A 20,094-nucleotide genomic window follows, 5' to 3' on the forward strand; every position below is an offset into this window, starting at 1 on the left:
CTTGTAAATGATCATGTTCTGCTAAGAACCATGGAAAAAACAGATTATGGAATCGTCCCGAGGCGCGCATATCGCGGGAATTTCCGCCCATACTATGAGCAGTACAAAGGAAGTACAAATCAGAAAACGGGTGATTCCATGGTAAGTCCTGAGAAAAAACTGAAGAAATTTCTACTGATCCTGGGAATCACGGGTGCGGTATACGGAGCGTTTCGTTATCTTTTACCCCTCGTGGTTCCCTTTTTATGTGCGTATGGGACGGCGCTATTTCTGCGTCCGTCGGTCAGGTTCCTCTCGAACCGCATTGCGGTGCCGTTTCGGGGGGAGATGCACCATCTGCCGGTGTCGCTTGTCGGCGGGATCGAACTTCTGGTGATGTCATGCCTTGTTTTCGGACTCCTCTACGCGGGCGGCAGCATGGCGGTGAGCCAGACGGGGCTTTTTATCCGGAGATTTCCGGACTGGCTTTCCGCCCTTGATCTGCGGCTTACGGATACCTGTCGCCTCCTGGAGCAGAAGATGGGGCTTAAGGCGGACGCGCTGGTGGAGCTTGCGGGGAGAGCAGTGGAAGAGGTCCGGCAGATGTTTAAGAACTCCACGATGCCAGTGCTCATGGACCGCTCCGTGTCTGCGCTCCGCGTGGCAGTCGCCGGGATCATCCTTTTCTTTATCTATTTTGTCGCAGTACTCCTGACACTGCAGGAGATGGATGACATCAGGGAAAAGCGGAGCAGGTCCGCATTCCGGCGGGAATTTCTCGTAGTGGGAGAGCGGATCGCATCCGTGGTGAGCGCGTGGCTGAAGACCCAGGCGTTTATTCTGTTCCTAACAAGTGCCGTGTGTATCTTCGGACTGGCAGTGATCGGAAATCCCTATTCGTTTTTGTTTGGCTGCGGGATCGGGATCCTGGACGCACTGCCGGTATTGGGGGCCGGGACTGTGCTGATTCCGTGGGGAGTCGCGCTGCTGTTTCAGAAGGCGTGGAAAAAAGCTGCGGTGATCTTCGGCATCTATGTGGTCTGCTACTTTCTGCGTCAGATCTCAGAGGCGAGACTGATGGGGAAGCAGGTGGGGCTTTCTCCGCTGGGATCGCTGGTATCCATGTATGTGGGACTTAAATTGTTTGGATTGTCGGGGCTGATCCTGGGACCGGTGGGAGTGCTGCTGATCGGGGATCTGGTGCGGATGTATGAGGAACAGGGGAGCTGAAAAGACAGATTGTCTTGTGAAAAACACTATGATACAATGGGAACAGCAATCAGTTTACCCGTAAAAGAGGAGAACATCTATGACAGAAGATAACTTCACAATAAGAAAAGCATCCCCAGCTGATCTCCCACGGATCCACGGGATCTACGCCGCTGCCCGCCAGTTCATGCGTGACCATGGGAACTTCAGCCAGTGGGACGGCGAGGACGCCCCGGAGCATCTGCTCCCGGGGGACATCGAGGCAGGAAATTTATATGTTCTGGAAGAAAACGGCGTGATCCATGCCGCCTTCGCCTTCATCATCGGCGCTGACCCATGCTACGCTGTGATCGAGCAGGGCGCCTGGAAGGCAGACACCCCGTACGCCGCCGTCCACCGCGTCGCAAGCGACGGTACGGTCCACAACATCCTGGGCCGGATCATGGACTTCGCCAAGTCGAAGATATCCCACATCCGGATCGACACCCACGAAAACAACAAGGTCATGCAGAGAGCGCTTGAAAAACAGGGATTTGAGAGATGCGGAATTATCTATGTCCCGGACGGAACGCCGCGGATTGCGTTTGAGTGGGGCAGGTAATCATGATGCAGATGAAAGACACCGAATAGACCATCTGGTTTAGGAGGTGTCTTTTTTGTACAGATAATTGTTAACTGAATAAATATAGAAGGTTGACAATGCGAAAATTCTATGTTATGCTCCTACAAGTCCATCTTTGCAATACCACCCGGGTTCTGAAGACAGCAGCCGCTGTTTCAGAAGGTATGGAAAGAACGGAAGAGTGATGCGCATGTACAGGAAAAGGGAAATGCTTCAGATTTCTTGAGCAACCAGAAAATTCAGGAGGAAATAATTTTGAAACATATGAAAACGAAAGACCTTGTGCTGTGCGCAATGTTTGTGGCATTGATCGCGGTAGGGGCATTTATCAAAGTTCCTGTTCCGGTGGTTCCGTTTACACTTCAGTTTTTATTTACGATGCTGGCGGGGCTGCTGCTGGGTCCTGTGAACGGGGCGCTGGCGGTCGTGGTTTATATTGTTCTGGGACTTGTGGGACTTCCGATCTTCACCCAGGGCGGTGGACCGGGCTATATCTTTCAGCCGAGCTTCGGCTACATCATCGGATTCGCTGTGGCAGCCTATGTGACAGGACGGATCGCGAATGAGAAGAGCCGTCCTGGTTACAGACGCCTGCTGGCGGCAGATTTCATTGGACTCTTTATCGTGTATGCATTTGGAATGGTTTACTATTATGTGATCAGCAATTTCGTCATAAATACGCCGATCGGTCTTTGGCCGTTGTTTTTATACTGCTTTTTACTGGCGGTTCCGGGAGATATTGCACTGTGCATTCTGGCGGCAGTCATCGGAAAACGGATGATCCCGATGATCAAAGAAGGGAGACTGGGATAGGGAATGAGCAGAAATATTTTTATTACAGGAACGGGAACGGATGTTGGAAAAACGTATGTGACGGGATTGATCGTGAAAAAACTTCGGGAGAGCGGCGCGGACGCGGCCTACTATAAGGCTGCCATGAGCGGCAATGAGAGACGGCCGGATGGCAGCCTGATCCCGGGGGACGCGCTCCAGGTAAAAAACATGTCCGGAATCCGCCAGTCCCTTGAGGAAATGTGTCCATATGTCTACGAGACAGCTGTCTCCCCGCACCTGGCATCACGGATCGAAGGAAATCCGGTCCAGATGGAGACTGTGTTGGCGGGATTTCAGAAGGTCTGTGAGGAGTACGAGTACGTGACGATGGAGGGAAGCGGTGGAATCCTCTGTCCGCTCTGCTTTGATGAGACGGATATCCGCCTGCCGGAGGTAGTCAAAGCCTGCGGCCTTGGGTGTCTGATGATCGCGGACGCGGGACTCGGCACGATCAACGGTGTGGCGCTGACCGCGTACTACCTCAAAGAGCAGGGAATCCCGTTGAAGGGGATCATTTTCAATCACTATAAGCAGGGAGATGTGCTCCATGAGGACAACCGGAAAATGTGCGAGTATTATACAGGAGTTCCTGTGGTTGCCTGTGTGGCGGACGGTGACACGGAACTTTCCATGGACGCGGAGGATTTGAAAGCGCTGTATGAGACTGCGGAAAAATGACCGTGAATATGCCGAGGTTATATAGGAAGCGATAAGTGCTGACGTACTCCCGGGAATCCCACCCGCAGCAGCGGGGCAGGAAAGGGACCGGGGAGTCCATGTTAAGATGAAGGAGAAGAAAACGATGATCTGGTATCCATATGAACAGTTAAAAACAATGAAGGCGCCCTACGAGATCGTGGACGCGAACGGGGTATATCTCTATACGAAAGATCAGAAGATGATCGATTCGGTCTCATCCTGGTGGAGCGTGATCCACGGATATAAGCACCCGGTGATCAACCAGGCGATCATCTCCCAGGTGGAGAAGTTTTCCCATGTCATGCTGGGCGGGCTGACTCATGAACCGGCGAGAAAGCTGTCGGAGAAACTGGCGTCCTGGCTGCCGGGGGATCTGGATTACTGCTTCTTTTCCGATTCCGGCAGTGTGGCGGTGGAAGTGGCGTTAAAAATGGCGCTGCAGTATTATATGAACCGGGGAGATGAGAAGCGGACCATGATCCTGGCCCTGGAGCATGCCTACCACGGCGACACCTTTAAGACGATGGAAGCGGGAGACGATGAGGATTACCATTTCGTGCTGAAAGCTTACGGGGCAAGCCCGTATGTGGTCCATATTCCGACGGAGATCACGGCCCTGGAAGAGGCCTTTGAAAAGTATCATGACAGACTGAACTGTGTGCTGGTGGAACCGCTTTTACAGGGGGCGGGCGGCATGCGGATGTATGACGTTTCCTTCTTAAAGAAGGCGAGAGAGCTTTGTGACCAATACGGTGTCCTTCTGGTCTTCGATGAGGTGGCGACTGGATTTGGCCGGACCGGCAATCGTTTCGTGGCGGATCTGGTCCTCCCGGATATTCTGGTTCTCGGAAAGGCACTGACAGGCGGATATATCGGTCATGCTGCCACCGTGGCAAACCGGAAAGTATTTGAGGGCTTCTACGATGATGTTCCGGAACATGCCCTGATGCATGGACCGACATTCATGGGAAATGCGCTGGCGTGCAGCGCGGCCCTGGCATCGATCGAACTGTTCGAGACCCAGAACTACATGGAAAAGATCAAAAGGATCGAAGCTGTGACCCGCCGCGAGATGGAGGGCTTCACAGATCCCAGGATCCGCGAAGTCCGGATTATGGGCGGCTGCGTCTGCGTCGAAGTCTACGATCCTGCCGTATTGAAAGGATATCAGGAGTATGCCTACAAGAGAGGCGTGTTCAGCCGTCCGTTCTTAAATTACCTCTACGCAATGGTGCCGTATGTGATCCAGGAGGACGAGCTGGTGCAGGTGCTTCAGTGTATGAAAGATTGGTTTGCGAGGTAGGAATGCGGACAGTAAATACAGTACAGAACAAACATTCGATTTGTTCTGTACTTTTTTTAGTTTGAATGCTATACTGGACAGGTAATATACTAAGAATGAAACGATTCCGTACATTCATAGCCTGAGGCAGAGAGATATTCCGGATCGGCTTCGCCGTTGGGATCTTTGCACTGCTTCTAATAATATCATGGATAGGTCAGGAGAAATCATATGGATCATTTTGAATTAGTATCAGAATACCAGCCCACCGGAGATCAGCCGCAGGCGATCGAGCAGCTGGTAAAGGGATTTAAAGAGGGGAATCAGTTTGAGACGCTGCTGGGCGTAACCGGATCCGGTAAGACGTTTACGATGGCGAATGTGATCCAGCAGCTGAATAAGCCGACGTTGGTGATCGCTCACAATAAGACGTTGGCGGCGCAGCTTTATTCGGAGATGAAAGAGTTTTTCCCGAACAATGCGGTGGAATACTTTGTCTCCTATTATGATTACTATCAGCCGGAGGCGTATGTGCCGTCTACGGATACCTATATTGAGAAGGATTCCGCGATCAACGATGAGATCGATAAGCTGCGCCACTCTGCGACGGCGGCACTGTCGGAGCGGAATGATGTGATCATCGTGGCCTCCGTGTCCTGTATTTACGGCTTAGGAAGCCCGATCGATTATAAGAACATGGTGATCTCCCTGCGCCCGGGAATGGAGAAGGACAGGGATGAGGTGATCCATAAGCTGATCGACATCCAGTACACGAGAAATGAGATGGATTTCAAGCGCGGAAGCTTCCGGGTAAGAGGTGATGTGCTGGAAGTATTTCCGGCTTATTCTGGAAGCGAGGCGTACCGGATCGAGTTCTTCGGGGACGAGGTGGACAGGATCATGGAGATCGAGGCGCTGACCGGAGAGGTGAAAGCGCAGCTGGAACATGTGGCGATCTTCCCGGCGTCCCACTATGTTGTACCGAAAGAAAAGATGATGCGGGCAACGGAAAATATCCTTGCGGAAATGAAAGAACAGGTAACCTTTTTTAAGAGTGAGGACAAGCTTCTGGAGGCACAGAGAATCGCGGAACGGACAAATTTTGATGTGGAGATGATGAGAGAGACAGGCTTCTGTTCGGGAATCGAGAACTATTCCCGTCATCTTGTGGGATCTGCACCGGGACAGCCGCCGTGTACGCTGCTCGACTATTTCCCTGATGATTTCCTGATCATCGTGGACGAGTCTCATATCACGCTTCCGCAGGTCCGCGGCATGTATTTCGGTGACCGGTCGAGAAAGAAGACACTGGTGGATTATGGATTCCGCCTGCCGTCTGCCCTGGATAACCGCCCATTGAATTTTGAGGAGTTTGAGACCCATATCAATCAGATGATGTTCGTGTCCGCAACCCCGTCCACTTATGAGGCGGACCATGAACTTCTCCGCGCGGAGCAGATCATCCGCCCGACAGGACTTCTTGATCCGGAGATCTCCGTGCGACCAGTGGAGGGACAGATCGATGATCTTGTGGGAGAGATCAATAAAGAAGTAGAAAAACACAACAAGATCCTGATCACAACGCTTACAAAGCGTATGGCGGAAGATCTTACGGATTATATCAGGGAAGCCGGGATCCGCGTAAAATATCTGCACTCGGATATCGACACATTGGAGCGCGCCGAGATCATCCGCGATATGCGTCTGGATGTCTTTGATGTTCTTGTGGGAATCAACCTCCTCAGAGAGGGACTCGATATCCCGGAGATCACACTTGTGGCAATCCTGGATGCGGATAAGGAAGGATTCCTCCGTTCGGAGACATCCTTGATCCAGACGATCGGACGTGCCGCGCGAAACGCCGAAGGCCATGTGATCATGTATGCGGATTCCATTACTGATTCCATGCGGGCCGCCATCGACGAGACGAACCGCCGACGTGAGATCCAGCAGAAGTACAATGAGGAGCACGGAATCACTCCGCAGACCATAAAGAAAGCGGTCCGTGATCTGATCGCAATCTCCAAGGCTGCCAGTGCCGGCGAAGAAGAGTTCAGGAAAGATCCGGAATCCATGGACGCAAGGGAACTGGAGAAGCTTGCAAAGGAACTCACAAAGAAGATGCGCCAGGCGGCAGCAGAACTGAATTTCGAAGAGGCCGCAAAGCTGCGTGACCGGATGAAGGAAGTGAAGCAGATGCTGCTGGAACTGGAGAAAAATTAAGATGATTGGTAACTACTGCCCGCACCAGGCGGACGAATGTGCCAGGATACACTTATTGACAATTATTCTCAACAAGAATACAATATTTCCAGATGACAGAGTCGGCTCTGTCAATTATGATAATGAAGGATGGACACAGGATGAAACTATATGAAGGAAATATTGGCGCGACATATCAGGTCAAGTCAGTCCATGTGGATGAGGCAATTAACCGGCGTTTAGAGGCGCTGGGGGTAAATGAGAATACGCCTCTTCTTGTGATGAATAAGAAAAACAGCGGAACCATGATCATCAAAGTCCGTGGAACCCGCCTTGCACTGGGAAAAAGAATTACCGGTGGAATTGAGGTAAAAGAGGAGGCGGCATCATGAGCACAGGAGAGAGACCGATCACGGTATGTTTTGTAGGAAATCCGAACTGTGGAAAGACTACGCTGTTCAATGCATTTACGGGAGCAAAATTAAAGGTCGCAAACTGGCCCGGCGTTACGGTCGAGCGGATGGAAGGAGAGACGAGCTATAAAGGGCGGAAGATCCGTGTGATCGATACGCCTGGAATCTACAGTCTTACTTCATATACAATGGAGGAACTCGTCACAAGAAGGTGCATTGAAGAAGATGGCGTGGACGTAATTGTCAACGTTGTAGATGCATCATCTCTGGAGAGGAACCTTTATCTGACGATGCAGCTTTTAGAATTAAAGAAACCAGTCATTCTGGCTCTCAATATGATGGATATCATTGAAGAGCGTGGAATGGAGATTGACCTTCACAGACTTCCTGAGATGCTTGGCGGGATCCCTGTGGTTCCAGTCTCCGCGAGAAAGCGCACAGGACTTGACGTGCTGATGCACGCTGTGGTACATCATTATGAGGAAGGTCCCCAGGGCGTGATCGTCCACTATGACAGGGAGATCGAGGATCGGATCCAGCGGGTAGAAGACCTTCTGCGGGAGAAGTATCCGGATCTCACAAATCTGCGCTGGCATGCGATCAAGATGCTCGAATATGACAAGGAAGTCCTGAAGGACCATCCGGTCGAACTGAAACAGATCGTGCCGAGAAGCTTCGAAAAAGAGATTATCAATGAAAAATACGATTACGTGGAATCGGTAATCAAGGAATGTCTGTTTAATAAAGAAGAAAAATCACATATGACAGATCAGGTGGATAAGATCCTGACTCATCCGATCCTTGGAATTCCAGCGTTCTTTGGAATTATGGCATTAGTCTTTTTCCTGACATTCACAGTCGGGGATTTTCTGAAAGGATACTTTGAACAGGGACTGGAACTGCTGTCGCTCGGTGTTTTGTCCGGGCTTCATTCAGCGGGAGCTTCCGACTGGGTGATCTCCCTGGTCGTTGATGGTGCGTTGGCGGGAGTTGGTGGAATCCTGACATTTCTTCCAAACATCTTTATCCTTTTCCTTGCGCTTGCGTTCCTGGAGGACAGCGGGTACATGGCAAGAGTCGCCTATGTCATGAATGAGACTATGGGGATGGTCGGACTTTCCGGCCGTGCGTTTCTGCCGATGCTGCTGGGATTTGGCTGTACAGTTCCCGCGGTCATGGCGACCAGGGCGCTGGAGAATCAGAGAGACCGCTTGAAGACGATCCTTATCACGCCGTTTATGTCCTGCTCAGCGAGACTTACGATCTATGTTTTGCTGGCGGATATGTTCTTCCCGAAATCGGCAATGTTAGTGGCATATTCCCTTTATCTGGTGGGGGTTGCCATGGCGATCCTCATCGCGCTTATCGTACATAGAACGACAGACGATAAAACTGAGAATGCTCTTTTGATCGAACTTCCGGAATATAAGATTCCGAATCTCAGAACTGTGGCGATCTATGTCTGGGAAAAAATAAAAGATTACCTGACAAAGGCGGGGACAACGATCTTTCTGGCATCGATCATCCTGTGGTTTGTCATGAATGTTGGACCGGCGGGATTTATTTCTGATGTGGCGGACAGCTTTGCGGCAAAATTCGGACAGATCCTTGTGCCGGTACTAAAGCCGGTTGGTCTTGGAAGCTGGCAGATCGCGGTAGCATTGATCTCCGGAATCTCCGCAAAGGAGGTCGTTGTTTCGAGTATGTCTGTTCTTTATGGGATCGGCAATATCAATTCTGCAGCGGGAATGGCGGAACTCTCAGGAATCCTTGGGGGAACAGGATTCACAGCAGTGAACGCTTATGCGCTCATGGTATTCTGCCTTCTCTATACACCGTGTATTGCGACGATCGCGACGATCAAGAGGGAAACACAGTCCTGGAGATGGACACTGGGGATGGTCATGTTCCAGCTTGTGCTTGCCTGGTCGGCGGCATTTCTTGTATTCCAGATCGGAAGTCGCCTGTTCTGATCAAAAAATTGAAAACGATAACTGCTGCCACGCGGGCAGAAGATCTACAATAGTAGGTTTTGCGGCAAATGGGTTATATAGCAGTTATACAAAGATAAAAGGGGTTAAAAGGGGTAATAAATGAACGAAAAAACACTGCTGGAAGCTGTGGTGCTGGCGGGGGAACTCATGCTTGTCAGCGGAGCGGAGATCTACAGGGTGGAAGACACCATGAATCACATGCTGAAACGATCGGAGTACGAACAGACGGAAACGATCGTATATGGAACGGGAATCTTCGTCACGCTGAGCGATCCAAATAAGGAACCACTGACCCGTGTCAAGCGTGTTGCGGCCAGATGCACCAGTATCAACCGGATCTGCCTGGTAAACGATGTATCTCGCCATTTCTGTGAGGGAAAGATCACGGTGGAGGAGGCGTTAAGGCAGCTGCAGGAGATCCAGGCACCAACGACGATCCAGTATGACTGGCTGACCCAGGGACTGGGATATGTTGGTGTTTCGGCGTTCTTTGCGCCTATGTTCGGCGGCTCCCTGGGAGACTTTCTGGCAGCAACGGTAGTCGGTGTCTGTCTTGCGATAGCCGCATGGATTGGAAAAGCCTTGAAATTCAACGATTTCTGCTTTAACGCGTTTGGAGCGTTTGTGCTTGCGTTTTCAGCCATGACGATCTGCCACTCTTATCCGGGACTGAATTCAGATACGATTATCGTCAGCGCTGTCATGCCGCTTGTCCCGGGCGTAACGTTTACAACGGCGATTCGTGATACCTTAAACGGGGACTACGCAGCCGGATCCGCCAGAATTCTGGAAGCGATCGTTGTGGGACTTGCAGTTGCGTTTGGAGTTGGTGCGGGACTTCTTGTAGCCCGCAGCATGGAAGGAGGACTCTTATGATCATACAGGTATTCAGCGCGTTCTGGGCGGTCGCGATGTTCTCCATTCTGACGGAGACTCCGAAAAAGTTCCTTCCGTACGCGGCTTTTTCCGGCGGATTTGCCTGGTGGGCATATTTAGTGATCAATAATCTGACTCATTCAACACTCCAGGCCGCGTTCTTTTCGATCCTCGCGGTAGCATTTTTGAGCCATATTCTTGCCAGGATCATGAAAGCACCGGTGACGGTATTCCTCATCGCAGGAATCCTTCCGTCTGTGCCCGGAGCAGGAATCTACCGGACAGTATATTACCTGATCCAGGGAGATCAGGCACTTTCAACCCATTACTTGATCTCGACGCTTCACACGGCAGGCGCGATCGCCCTGGCGATCTTTATCACAGATTCTGTTGTCAACCTTGTACATCTTTATCATGAAGGAAGTCATGCGAGACGAAATTGAATGGCTGGTTGACGGCGGTAGAATGTGTGCTGTGCAGCAACGTTTGCCTGCACTTAAACACATGTAGCCGAGTCTACGGAAGAATCACAAGGAACTTCCGTAAAGATCTGCAGGTTATCCGTTTCCCTGCGATACAGGTACATGTTATCAGAGAGAAAGTCTTCCGGCTGGATCGATTCGCGGTTGACATTTTTGATCGTATTGCAGAAAACATGATAATCAGGTTCCGTAAAATTTTCTGAATCAGCGATGATCAGGACCTCGTGGATACTGGATGGAAGGATGAGAAGATCACTTCCAAACTCGTCCGCGAGGTCTTTTAATTTATCAGGATAGAGGACGCAGGCGGCACCGTTGTGCGCGGCATCGTTCGTGAGGACATAGAGCGTCGGAACAGGGCAGTCTTCGTGCACAAAGTCAGTAGCTCCTGGGAAATATTCCTCGATCACTGTTTCAAGGCGGCGGAAACTTGCAGGAAAGATCCGAGGTGTATTTTCTTTTGCGAGCACAAAAAGTTCTCCTGCTGTCACATTCCAGGAAGCAGATACCGTGTTTGTGACGACAGAGCTGATCTGGGTCTCACCTTCAGATTCGATGATCAGGGAGAAGATCACCGCGAGATCCAGGAAAGGGATCCAGGGAATCGTCTTTAACAGCTCCTTATTTTTATCGCGGGAGATAAGCCGCCAGGTGATCTGGTTACGGAATTCCTCAAAACTGTTTAAGGAAGTGAGACTTGTCACGGAAACAGGAAGCTGTGCGTCAGTGATCGATATCATATATTCACAGAGTTCTGCCAGCGTGCGGCCTTTTTCAAACTGTTCATACAGCATCTCCAGGGAGATCACGGGGGAACAGTGTTTTTCTAATCTTAAGAGAGCCAGGGAATCAAGCACAACGCCGTTGTTTTTGAGCACACGTTCCCTGTGGATCGAGCAGCTGGTGTCCAGCCGGTTAAAAAGTTCCTCCTGCAGTGCGGCACAGAATTCTTCGTAGTTCATTGTAATACCTCCTGATGTGTTTTTAGATCGATAGATTTGTTTTCATGACTTGAACAATAGAAATTAGAATGTTTTTTGCGGCTGCCCGGCGGGTAGCAGATATTCATACTGCTTAGATTGATTCGGCTAAAAATCAGGATGCCGGACAAGCCATGGGATGTAAAATGAAAGGATAGGTGTATTCTAACGAAATCCTGTTCGAAAATCAATCGTGATGATTCACAAGAATCGCCCCCTGAAATTGACATGCAGGCAAAAAATAGTTGTATTTACAACATACAAAAGGGAAATATCGTGGTAAAATAAAGAGATAGATCATGGGAAGATCCAGGTGGAAAGGAAAAAGAAAAATGGCTTTTATCAAAAATATCGATCATGAAACAGTTTTAAATCTCGCGGACCAGATCCACGCAGAACCGGGTCAGATCGTCAGCAAGACTCTCGCCCAGAACAAGGCGGTCAGCCTGACATTATTCGCGTTCTCCAAAGGCGAGGAGATCAGCACCCACGATTCCATCGGCGATGCCATGGTACATGTGATCGATGGCGTCGGTCAGTTTACTGTAGATGGTGCAGAGCATATCTGTAAAGCCGGAGATGTTCTCGTAATGCCGGCGAAGAAGCCGCATGCGGTATTCGCGAAGGAAGATTTTAAGATGCTTCTTACGGTGGTATTTCCGTTAGATTGATACTTGAGTATTTAGATGAAGTATTCGTAACTGTTCAGTAGGTCTGCGCACTTGCCGCGCTGACCGTAAGAAAACATAGGCTGGAAGGCAAAAATCCCATCAGTGAAGCTGATTTGGAATGGATTTTTGCACGTAACTATGAAGGTACTGAATAGTTACAAGTATTCTTAACATGCTATAAATGCGAGATGTTACCGCCTTCTATACTGGTGACAGGAAGATGGAAAACCCCCGGTGTGGCTGCACCGGGGGTTTTGCTTTGTCACTCGAATAAAGGAGTCACATCTCTTTAGCCTATGGCATGATATGATATGCAGAACGTAAATTTAACATACATCAGCGAATAAACATCGCGTCTCCAAAACTAAAAAACCGGTACCGCTCCTTGATTGCCTCCTGATATGCATTCAGGATATGTTCCCGTCCTGCGAGTGCGGACACGAGCATGACGAGTGTGGATTCCGGAAGATGGAAGTTTGTGATCAGGCAGTCCAGGATCTTGAATTTGTATCCCGGATAGATAAAGATCTCAGTCCAGCCGCTTCCAGCCTTTAAGATCCCGTCATCACCGGTTGCGGATTCCAGGGTACGGCAGCTTGTGGTTCCAACGCAGATCACACGTCCGCCGTTTGCCTTTGTATCGTTGATCTTCTTCGCCTCGGATTCTTCTACCATATAGAATTCAGAGTGCATATGGTGCTCTTCGATGGTATCGACCTTTACCGGGCGGAAGGTTCCGAGACCGACATGGAGAGTTACATGAGCGATTTTAACGCCCATTTCCTCGATCTCCTGTAAAAGTTCTTTGGTGAAATGCAGACCTGCTGTCGGAGCAGCCGCAGAACCCTCGTTCTTGGCATATACAGTCTGATAACGGTTCTTATCCTTTAACTGGTGAGTGATATATGGCGGCAGCGGCATCTGGCCAAGCTTATCGAGGATCTCCTCGAAAATTCCATCATACTCAAACTGGATCAGTCGGTTTCCCTCATCGACCACATCGATAACCTTTCCCTTTAAAAGTCCGTCACCGAAGGAAACTTCCGCGCCGACTTTCATCTTCTTACCCGGTTTTACAAGGGTCTCCCAGACATTGTCGGATTTTCTCTTTAAAAGGAGAACTTCGATTCCTGCGTCTGTCCCGATCTTATGTCCCATGAGACGTGCCGGGATAACTTTTGTATCGTTGATAACGAGGCAGTCACCCTTTTTCAGGTATTGTAAAATATCGCGGAAATGGCGGTGTTCCATCTCGCCGGTCTTTTTATCTAATACAAGCAGCCTGGAAGCAGCGCGGTCCTCAAGCGGATCCTGCGCGATCAGTTCCGGCGGCAGTTCAAAATTAAAATCTGTTACATTCATTTTTCTATATCTCCTGTTTGTGCGCTCTTATCAAAAAGTTCCATGCCATTGTAGCAGAATCGGGAAGAAAAATCAATGAGGCGCGCAGGAATATGGGGAAAATCGGTGATCATCTGCAAAAGGCTCGGACAGCAGCCGGGAAATAAAAATATATCTTGTTGTTTTAAGGTTATGGTGGTACGATAGGAAAATCAAAAGCATGGTACATGCGGCAATCGGAAGGAGCAGTTGTAATGAAATATATCAATCAGTTAGAACACAGAGATATCCCTATGAACATAATTTAGACCACGGCGGAGTGCCGGAGGAGAAGCGGAATGTGGCTGCAGCAGGCTGCGGACCGAGCTGTCTGTGCATGATGGTGGATGCGCTGACTCTGTCAACCTATGAACTCACAGACTGCCTGAAATTATCCAATGAGGTTGGCGCGAACCGTGAGATCGGAACGAGCCTGAAGATCCTGGGCCCCGTCGTTGCGGAAAGGTTTAACCTGAATTATGGGGAAACGAGTGATCTGAATGAACTGAAGGCGCACCTGGCAAAAGGCGGACTCGCCATCGCAAATTCCGGCGGAGACCGGGAAGGGTATACCGGGGTGTTCACTCATGGAGGACATTACATCCTCGTTGTATCGGCCGATGACAATGAGGCGTGCATTCTGGATCCGTCCTATAAAGAAGGAAAATATGAGGAGCCGGGCAGGGATGGAAAAGCGAGAGCCGTAGATGGTTTTGTTTACTGCAGCCTGAAAGTTCTTGCGGAGGACTGCGCAAACCGTACTCCGTCCTACTATCTGTTTTCAAGAAAGCATTAAAAATATGAAAAGCGCGGCAGCCGGGAAATGGAAAAGCAGTGCCCCTGGAACTGCCGCGCATTTATGCGAAGATGCAGATCATCGCAAGCGACCGCGCGGGACTCCGGAAGGTGCCAGGACGCATGCATCCTTAGTTTAGAAAAATTGAGTGAAAAAATATACAAAAAAATAATTCTCATCCTCTTGCATGAATCAGAAAATTATTGTATACTATTAGAGATGCATCTGTAGCTCAGTGGATAGAGCAGTGGCCTCCGGAGCCGCGTGCGTAGGTTCGATTCCTATCAGATGCATTTTTTGATGCCCTGGGAAGCCAGGGAGAGATGGAATGAGAACGCCTGCCAGATCAGGGAAATGTCCTGGGCTGACAGGCGTTTTTCCTTGCATTCATCCCCCAGAAACGATATAATGGGCGCAAGAGCAAATTTTAAAGAAATACGAACAAAAGGGAGAAACAGATTGGAAGGAACAATTCGTTTAAATAAGTATCTGAGTGACGCGGGCATCTGCTCGAGGAGAGAGGCGGACAGGCTCGTTGAGGATGGAAAGGTGTTTGTGGACGGCGAAGTCGCCGTGATGGGAATGCAGATCCATCCGGGGCAGAAGGTAGTCTGTGACGGGAAGATGGTTAGTGAGAAGGAAAAACCGGTATTTCTGATCGTAAATAAACCGCGCGGGATCGTCTGCACGACATCGGACAAGGACCATGCGGAGAATATCGTGGAATTCCTGAATTATCCGCAGAGAATCTACCCGGTGGGACGTCTGGATAAGGACTCCGAGGGACTGCTCCTGATGACAAACCAGGGAGATATCGTCAACAAGATTCTCCGCGGTGGAAATGCTCATGAGAAAGAGTACGCGGTAGCCGTCAACCACCCGGTGACGGAAGAATTTTTAAAACAGATGTGCGAGGGCGTCCGGATCGAGGACCTGGATGTGACCACGAAGCCGTGCCGTGCCTGGAAGACCGGAAGCCATACCTTTCATATCGTCCTGACTCAGGGCTTGAACCGCCAGATCCGCCGGATGTGCCGCGCACTCGATTATCATGTGATGAATTTAAAGCGTGTGCGTATCATGAATCTCCAGCTGGGTACATTAAAGCGGGGAGAGTACCGGGAATTGACGGAAAAAGAGCTGGGCGACCTGATGCGGATGGTGGAGGGGTCCACAAACCTTCCGGCGAGAGAAGCCGCAAAACTTGGAAAGATTGTGGATCCGGCGAAGAGAGAAAGAAAGCCGGGAAGCTCAGGACATCAGGGAAAGCCTGGCGGAAGAAAGCCGTCAGATAAAAATAACGAGGGAAAACCGTTCGAGAAAAAGACCGGAACCGGAAAAATATGGAGAAATGTCCGTCAGGACGGTGAAATAAAGCCGGAAAAGAAAGCCCCCGCATCCCCGGAAAGCTGGAAACCGGGTGCGCCGGAGCGCAAGGAGCATAAAATATGGACGACAAGATCAAGAGGATGAAGGAGCTGATCCCGATTCTCTCCGAGGCTGCGAAGGCCTACTACCAGGAGAGCCGCGAGATCATGAGCAACTTCGAATATGACAGGCTTTACGACGAGCTCCTGAAGCTGGAACAGGAGACGGGAACCGTGTTTGCGGGAAGTCCGACCCAGAAAGTCGGATATGAGGTCTTAAGCGAACTCCCGAAAGAGCGCCATGAGCGGCCGATGCTTTCCTTAAATAAGACGAAAAGCGTCGACGAGCTCAGGGAGTGGCTCGGCGGACAGACGGGACTTTTATCCTGGAAGATGGACGGACTCACCGTGGTGCTGACATATGAGGACGGCGTTCTCGCAAAGGCAGTTACCCGGGGAAACGGCGAGATCGGCGAGGTCATCACGCCGAACGCCCGGACATTCATCAATATCCCGACAACGATCCCCTACAAGGGGCAGCTGATCCTACGCGGTGAGGCGGTGATCAGCTATTCTGATTTCGAAAAGCTGAACGATTCCATCGCCGACGTGGACGCAAAGTATAAGAATCCGCGAAATCTCTGCAGCGGTTCCGTCCGCCAGTTAAACAGCGGGATCACAGCATCGAGAAATGTCCAGTTTATGGCATTTGCCCTGGTGCGGGCGGACGGCGTGGACTTTAAGAATTCAAGAAAAGAGCAGTTCTTATGGCTGTCCAGACTTGGATTTGAGACCGTGGAATTCGTGGAAGTCACCGCGGAGACTCTTTCCGGGGCGGTCCATGGATTCGCGGAAAAGATCGAGCACTACGATATCCCGTCCGACGGCCTCGTGCTGTTATATGACGATATCGCCTACGGTCAGTCCCTGGGGCGCACTGCGAAATTCCCGAGAGATTCCATCGCCTTCAAGTGGGCCGATGAGATCCAGGAGACGACGCTCTCCTATATCGAGTGGAGCGCGTCGCGAACAGGACTCATCAACCCGGTTGCCGTGTTTGAGCCCGTGGAGCTGGAAGGAACGACGGTGAGCCGGGCCAGCGTCCACAACATCAGCATCATGGAAGGGCTGGAGCTCGGTGCAGGAGACAGGATCACGGTCTACAAGGCGAACATGATCATTCCGCAGATCGCGGATAACCTGACAAGAAGCGGTGTCCGTGATATCCCGGCGACCTGTCCGGTATGCGGCGGAAAGACGGAAATCCGCAATCTGAACGATGTGAAATCCCTCTACTGTACGAACCCGGATTGTCAGGCGAAAAAGATCAAGAGCTTTGATCTGTTTGTGAGCAGAGACGCGTTAAATATCGACGGTCTCTCCGAGATGACCTTAGAGAAATTTATCGCTGCCGGATTTATCCATGAATTTGATGATATGTTCCATCTGGACCGCCATCGTGACGCTATCGTGACGATGGAAGGTTTCGGTGAAAAGTCTTATGAGAATCTCGTAGCGGCTGCAAAGACCGCGTCCCACACCACACTGCCGCGGCTGATCTTCGGCCTTGGAATCGCCGGGATCGGTCTCGCCAACGCGAAGGTGATCTGCCGGCATTTCGATTTTGATCTGGATGCCATGCGGAAGGCTGGTGCGGAAGAACTGTGCTCCATTGATGGAATCGGCGGCGTGCTTGCGGATGCCTGGGTGACGTACTTTAAGAATGATAAGAATAATGAGATACTGGATCATTTACTGGCAGATCTGACTTTCGCAAATGAAGCCAGAAGCGAAGAGCAGACGTTGGCCGGAAAGACATTCGTGATCACCGGCTCCGTGGAGCACTTCGCGAACCGGAAGGAGCTTCAGGAAAAAATAGAATCTCAGGGTGGAAAGGTTGCCGGTTCCGTATCAGCAAAGACAAGTTATCTGATCAACAATGATGTGACATCCAATTCGTCAAAGAATAAGAAGGCAAGAGAACTTGGCATTCCGATCCTTTCCGAAGCGGATTTTCTGAAGATGATAGGAGAAGAAGAAAATGCCGATTAAAATACAGAATGGATTGCCGGCAAGAGCGATCCTTGAGAGCGAAAATGTATTCATTATGGACGAGGACCGCGCGAAAAGCCAGGATATCCGTCCTCTGGAGATTTTAATTTTAAATCTCATGCCGTTAAAGGAGGAGACGGAGACTCAGCTTTTAAGAGCCCTTTCCAATACACCTCTGCAGGTGGAGTGTACCTACATGACGATGTCCACCCATGAGTCCACCCACACCTCTGCCAGTCACTTAAATAAATTTTATGTGACATTTCCGGAAATCAAAAAGAAACACTTTGACGGAATGATCATCACCGGAGCACCGGTGGAACTGATGGAATTTGAGGAGGTCAATTACTGGGAGGAGCTCACCCAGATCATGGAATGGAGCAAGACCCATGTGACATCCACCATGCATCTGTGCTGGGGGGCTCAGGCTGGACTTTACTATCATTACGGAATCCCGAAACACTTACGAAAAGAAAAACTTTCCGGTGTGTATACACAGAAAGCGCTGGATAAGCGTGTTCCGTTGCTCCGAAGCTTTGACGATTACTTTAAGTGCCCGCATTCCCGCTATACAGAAGTGTGGGAGGAGGATATTTTAAAACATCCGGAACTGCGGATCCTCGCAAAGTCTGACGAAGCAGGGGTCTTCCTCGTTATGAACCAGAATGGCAGCCAGATCTTTGTTCAGGGACATCCGGAATACGACCGTATGACCTTAAACAACGAGTATCACCGCGACCTCAGCAAAGGCTTAAATCCGGCGCTTCCGGTCCACTACTACGAGCACGACGACCCGTTCTCCGTTCCTCCGCTTCTCTGGAGAAATATGGCGAACACGCTGTATACGAACTGGCTGAACTACTATGTATATCAGGTGACTCCGTATACGTTGGAGGAAGACGCGGAGTAGAAGGTTCGAAATCCCTTATTTTATGCGGGATTTACGATCTTAAAGTTTCAATAAGTCCCCTATTCACGGAGAAATCCGCAGATAGAGGACTTATTTTGCCTTTCTGTCTTTCTTTCAATTACTGGGATGGGATTCGTTACTTTTCATGATATCGTTCCGGCACCTGTGCATCATGGAAAGTGTTGATCTCATCACGGAATTTGCTGTCTTCCAGAATATCCAGGGCAGTCATGGCAAGACCCTTGGCTCCCTTCAGGCAGATTTCATCGGCTTGCGGTGAGGCGGCTGCGTCTGCATAAGCTTTTGAGTGACTTTGAATCGTTTTATCATCAGTGATCGACAGATAATCGTGGATTGCCGGAATTTTAATCGAAACATTTCCGATATCGGAAGAACCGTACAGTTTTCCCGGTGTTGGCCAGGTCATGTGAATTCCGAGAGACTCCATATTATTTTTGAAAGCTTCGCACATAGGCTTATTCGGGTAGCGTTCCGCGTAGATCGGTTCTACAACCACCTCTGCCTTGGCTCCGGTCAGGGATTCTGCCCGTTCAATGCTGGATTTCACGAGATCAATAAGAAACTCAATTCGTATCATGGTTTCCGCTCGGAGATTAAATTCACACCGGACGAGTGCAGGAATGACATTGGCAGCTGTTCCACCTTCTAAAATAACACCGTTGATATTATCCTGAATCTGGAATGTGGGACGCATCAGATCAATCTGGTTGAATACATGGATTGCAGCACTGAGTGCGTTAATCCCGTTCGAAGGTGCAGAAGAGTGGGCTGCTTTTCCGTGGAAAGCGACGCGGATGGTTGTGGCAGCGCGTCCCCCTCTTCCTACAAGATTCGATCCGCCTCCTGACGGATGCATCATAAGCGCATAATCGGTATCATGAAAACCGCCGCGCTCTAAAAGAATCACTTTACCGGCACCGCCTTCCTCCGCAGGGGTGCCAATAATGGAGATTTCCCCATCATAGTTGTCCATGAGAGCGGCAAGACCGGAAAATGCACCGACAGCACAGGTCGCAATAATATTGTGACCGCAACCGTGGCCGATTCCGCGAAGGGCATCATATTCTGCGAGAAACGCGATTCTCGGTCCTGCATGCTTTCCTTTTTTTACTGCTTTGAAAGATGTGTCAAGTCCGCAATAAGGGGTTTCAACCTCGAACCCATGGCCTTCTAAAAATGTGCGGATAAATCCTACAGCCTGATGTTCCTGGAATCCCAGTTCCGGATGATCATGGATCTGATGGGAAAGTGTCAGAAGTTCATTTTGCATCTTGTCAATGGTCTCAATAATTTTTAACTTATTCTGATTCATAGGGAAATACCTC

The 20,094-nt window shown here is 50.1% G+C and carries 18 protein-coding genes and 1 tRNA gene; 16 read left to right on the top strand and 3 right to left on the bottom strand.

What is annotated here, in order from left to right:
- Positions 1-30 precede the first annotated feature (30 nt).
- From GPK83_RS03630 to GPK83_RS03675, 10 genes are all read left to right on the top strand, one after another.
- The gene (locus GPK83_RS03630) at positions 31-1,209 is read left to right on the top strand and encodes an AI-2E family transporter (protein WP_215704031.1); all 1,179 of its coding nucleotides are present in this window, start codon (positions 31-33) and stop codon (positions 1,207-1,209) included.
- Positions 1,210-1,288: 79 nt separating this feature from the next.
- The gene (locus GPK83_RS03635; RefSeq protein ID WP_117484645.1) at positions 1,289-1,789 is read left to right on the top strand and encodes an N-acetyltransferase; all 501 of its coding nucleotides are present in this window, start codon (positions 1,289-1,291) and stop codon (positions 1,787-1,789) included.
- A gap of 285 nt (positions 1,790-2,074) precedes the next feature.
- Positions 2,075-2,623 (top strand): biotin transporter BioY, encoded by a 549-nt coding sequence (locus GPK83_RS03640; protein ID WP_215704074.1) that lies wholly within the window; start codon positions 2,075-2,077, stop codon positions 2,621-2,623.
- 3 nt (positions 2,624-2,626) lie between these two features.
- The gene (gene bioD / locus GPK83_RS03645; RefSeq protein ID WP_015553611.1) at positions 2,627-3,322 is read left to right on the top strand and encodes a dethiobiotin synthase; all 696 of its coding nucleotides are present in this window, start codon (positions 2,627-2,629) and stop codon (positions 3,320-3,322) included.
- Positions 3,323-3,446: 124 nt separating this feature from the next.
- Complete coding sequence (gene bioA / locus GPK83_RS03650) at positions 3,447-4,646, top strand: adenosylmethionine--8-amino-7-oxononanoate transaminase (RefSeq protein WP_215704075.1); 1,200 nt, start codon at positions 3,447-3,449, stop codon at positions 4,644-4,646.
- A 210-nt stretch (positions 4,647-4,856) separates the two neighbouring features.
- On the top strand, positions 4,857-6,848 hold the full coding sequence (uvrB, locus tag GPK83_RS03655) for an excinuclease ABC subunit UvrB (protein WP_215704032.1): 1,992 nt from the start codon (positions 4,857-4,859) through the stop codon (positions 6,846-6,848).
- Between the two features lie 140 nt (positions 6,849-6,988).
- Positions 6,989-7,219 (top strand): FeoA family protein, encoded by a 231-nt coding sequence (locus GPK83_RS03660; RefSeq protein WP_215704033.1) that lies wholly within the window; start codon positions 6,989-6,991, stop codon positions 7,217-7,219.
- Entirely contained in the window at positions 7,216-9,213 is a 1,998-nt protein-coding gene (gene feoB, locus GPK83_RS03665) for a ferrous iron transport protein B (protein ID WP_215704034.1), read from the top strand. The genes GPK83_RS03660 and feoB overlap by 4 nt, the downstream gene beginning before the upstream one ends.
- A gap of 120 nt (positions 9,214-9,333) precedes the next feature.
- Positions 9,334-10,110: a threonine/serine exporter family protein gene (locus GPK83_RS03670; RefSeq protein WP_021904863.1), complete on the top strand. Its 777-nt coding sequence runs from the start codon at positions 9,334-9,336 to the stop codon at positions 10,108-10,110.
- Positions 10,107-10,553, top strand: a complete 447-nt coding sequence (locus tag GPK83_RS03675) for a threonine/serine exporter family protein (protein WP_015553604.1) — start codon at positions 10,107-10,109, stop codon at positions 10,551-10,553. The genes GPK83_RS03670 and GPK83_RS03675 overlap by 4 nt, the downstream gene beginning before the upstream one ends.
- A gap of 53 nt (positions 10,554-10,606) precedes the next feature.
- On the opposite strand, the gene GPK83_RS03680 is transcribed toward GPK83_RS03675, so the two are convergent.
- Positions 10,607-11,554 (bottom strand): DUF5688 family protein, encoded by a 948-nt coding sequence (locus GPK83_RS03680; RefSeq protein WP_215704035.1) that lies wholly within the window; start codon positions 11,552-11,554, stop codon positions 10,607-10,609.
- 350 nt (positions 11,555-11,904) lie between these two features.
- On the opposite strand from GPK83_RS03680, the gene GPK83_RS03685 reads away from it, so the two are divergent.
- A complete protein-coding gene (locus GPK83_RS03685) occupies positions 11,905-12,243 on the top strand; it encodes a cupin domain-containing protein (protein ID WP_117470782.1) in 339 nt (112 codons plus the stop codon).
- A 336-nt stretch (positions 12,244-12,579) separates the two neighbouring features.
- Here GPK83_RS03685 and queA read toward each other — a convergent pair whose 3' ends face one another.
- The gene (queA, locus tag GPK83_RS03690) at positions 12,580-13,605 is read right to left on the bottom strand and encodes a tRNA preQ1(34) S-adenosylmethionine ribosyltransferase-isomerase QueA (protein WP_021904860.1); all 1,026 of its coding nucleotides are present in this window, start codon (positions 13,603-13,605) and stop codon (positions 12,580-12,582) included.
- A 319-nt stretch (positions 13,606-13,924) separates the two neighbouring features.
- On the opposite strand from queA, the gene GPK83_RS03695 reads away from it, so the two are divergent.
- The 5 genes from GPK83_RS03695 to metA all read left to right on the top strand — a co-directional run bounded on the left by GPK83_RS03695 (position 13,925) and on the right by metA (position 18,748).
- Complete coding sequence (locus GPK83_RS03695; RefSeq protein WP_215704036.1) at positions 13,925-14,419, top strand: hypothetical protein; 495 nt, start codon at positions 13,925-13,927, stop codon at positions 14,417-14,419.
- Positions 14,420-14,640: 221 nt separating this feature from the next.
- Positions 14,641-14,712, top strand: a tRNA-Arg gene (locus GPK83_RS03700).
- A gap of 166 nt (positions 14,713-14,878) precedes the next feature.
- Positions 14,879-15,892 (top strand): pseudouridine synthase, encoded by a 1,014-nt coding sequence (locus GPK83_RS03705; protein WP_345941769.1) that lies wholly within the window; start codon positions 14,879-14,881, stop codon positions 15,890-15,892.
- The gene (gene ligA / locus GPK83_RS03710) at positions 15,868-17,838 is read left to right on the top strand and encodes an NAD-dependent DNA ligase LigA (RefSeq protein ID WP_215704038.1); all 1,971 of its coding nucleotides are present in this window, start codon (positions 15,868-15,870) and stop codon (positions 17,836-17,838) included. Before GPK83_RS03705 ends, ligA begins: the two co-directional genes overlap by 25 nt.
- A complete protein-coding gene (gene metA, locus GPK83_RS03715) occupies positions 17,828-18,748 on the top strand; it encodes a homoserine O-succinyltransferase (RefSeq protein WP_215704039.1) in 921 nt (306 codons plus the stop codon). Before ligA ends, metA begins: the two co-directional genes overlap by 11 nt.
- A 136-nt stretch (positions 18,749-18,884) precedes the next feature.
- On the opposite strand, the gene GPK83_RS03720 is transcribed toward metA, so the two are convergent.
- Positions 18,885-20,081: a M20 family metallopeptidase gene (locus GPK83_RS03720; protein WP_215704040.1), complete on the bottom strand. Its 1,197-nt coding sequence runs from the start codon at positions 20,079-20,081 to the stop codon at positions 18,885-18,887.
- Between the last annotated feature and the right edge of the window lie 13 nt (positions 20,082-20,094).

The organism is Clostridium sp. MCC328 (assembly GCF_018785465.1).
Classification (GTDB): domain Bacteria; phylum Bacillota; class Clostridia; order Lachnospirales; family Lachnospiraceae; genus Pilosibacter; species Pilosibacter fragilis.

Coding starts and splice junctions, on each gene's coding strand:
- GPK83_RS03630 (WP_215704031.1), top strand. CDS start 31: ATGGAAAAAACAGATTATGGAATCGTCCCGAGGCGCGCATATCGCGGG.
- GPK83_RS03635 (WP_117484645.1), top strand. CDS start 1,289: ATGACAGAAGATAACTTCACAATAAGAAAAGCATCCCCAGCTGATCTC.
- GPK83_RS03640 (WP_215704074.1), top strand. CDS start 2,075: ATGAAAACGAAAGACCTTGTGCTGTGCGCAATGTTTGTGGCATTGATC.
- bioD (WP_015553611.1), top strand. CDS start 2,627: ATGAGCAGAAATATTTTTATTACAGGAACGGGAACGGATGTTGGAAAA.
- bioA (WP_215704075.1), top strand. CDS start 3,447: ATGATCTGGTATCCATATGAACAGTTAAAAACAATGAAGGCGCCCTAC.
- uvrB (WP_215704032.1), top strand. CDS start 4,857: ATGGATCATTTTGAATTAGTATCAGAATACCAGCCCACCGGAGATCAG.
- GPK83_RS03660 (WP_215704033.1), top strand. CDS start 6,989: ATGAAACTATATGAAGGAAATATTGGCGCGACATATCAGGTCAAGTCA.
- feoB (WP_215704034.1), top strand. CDS start 7,216: ATGAGCACAGGAGAGAGACCGATCACGGTATGTTTTGTAGGAAATCCG.
- GPK83_RS03670 (WP_021904863.1), top strand. CDS start 9,334: ATGAACGAAAAAACACTGCTGGAAGCTGTGGTGCTGGCGGGGGAACTC.
- GPK83_RS03675 (WP_015553604.1), top strand. CDS start 10,107: ATGATCATACAGGTATTCAGCGCGTTCTGGGCGGTCGCGATGTTCTCC.
- GPK83_RS03680 (WP_215704035.1), bottom strand. CDS start 11,554: ATGAACTACGAAGAATTCTGTGCCGCACTGCAGGAGGAACTTTTTAAC.
- GPK83_RS03685 (WP_117470782.1), top strand. CDS start 11,905: ATGGCTTTTATCAAAAATATCGATCATGAAACAGTTTTAAATCTCGCG.
- queA (WP_021904860.1), bottom strand. CDS start 13,605: ATGAATGTAACAGATTTTAATTTTGAACTGCCGCCGGAACTGATCGCG.
- ligA (WP_215704038.1), top strand. CDS start 15,868: ATGGACGACAAGATCAAGAGGATGAAGGAGCTGATCCCGATTCTCTCC.
- metA (WP_215704039.1), top strand. CDS start 17,828: ATGCCGATTAAAATACAGAATGGATTGCCGGCAAGAGCGATCCTTGAG.
- GPK83_RS03720 (WP_215704040.1), bottom strand. CDS start 20,081: ATGAATCAGAATAAGTTAAAAATTATTGAGACCATTGACAAGATGCAA.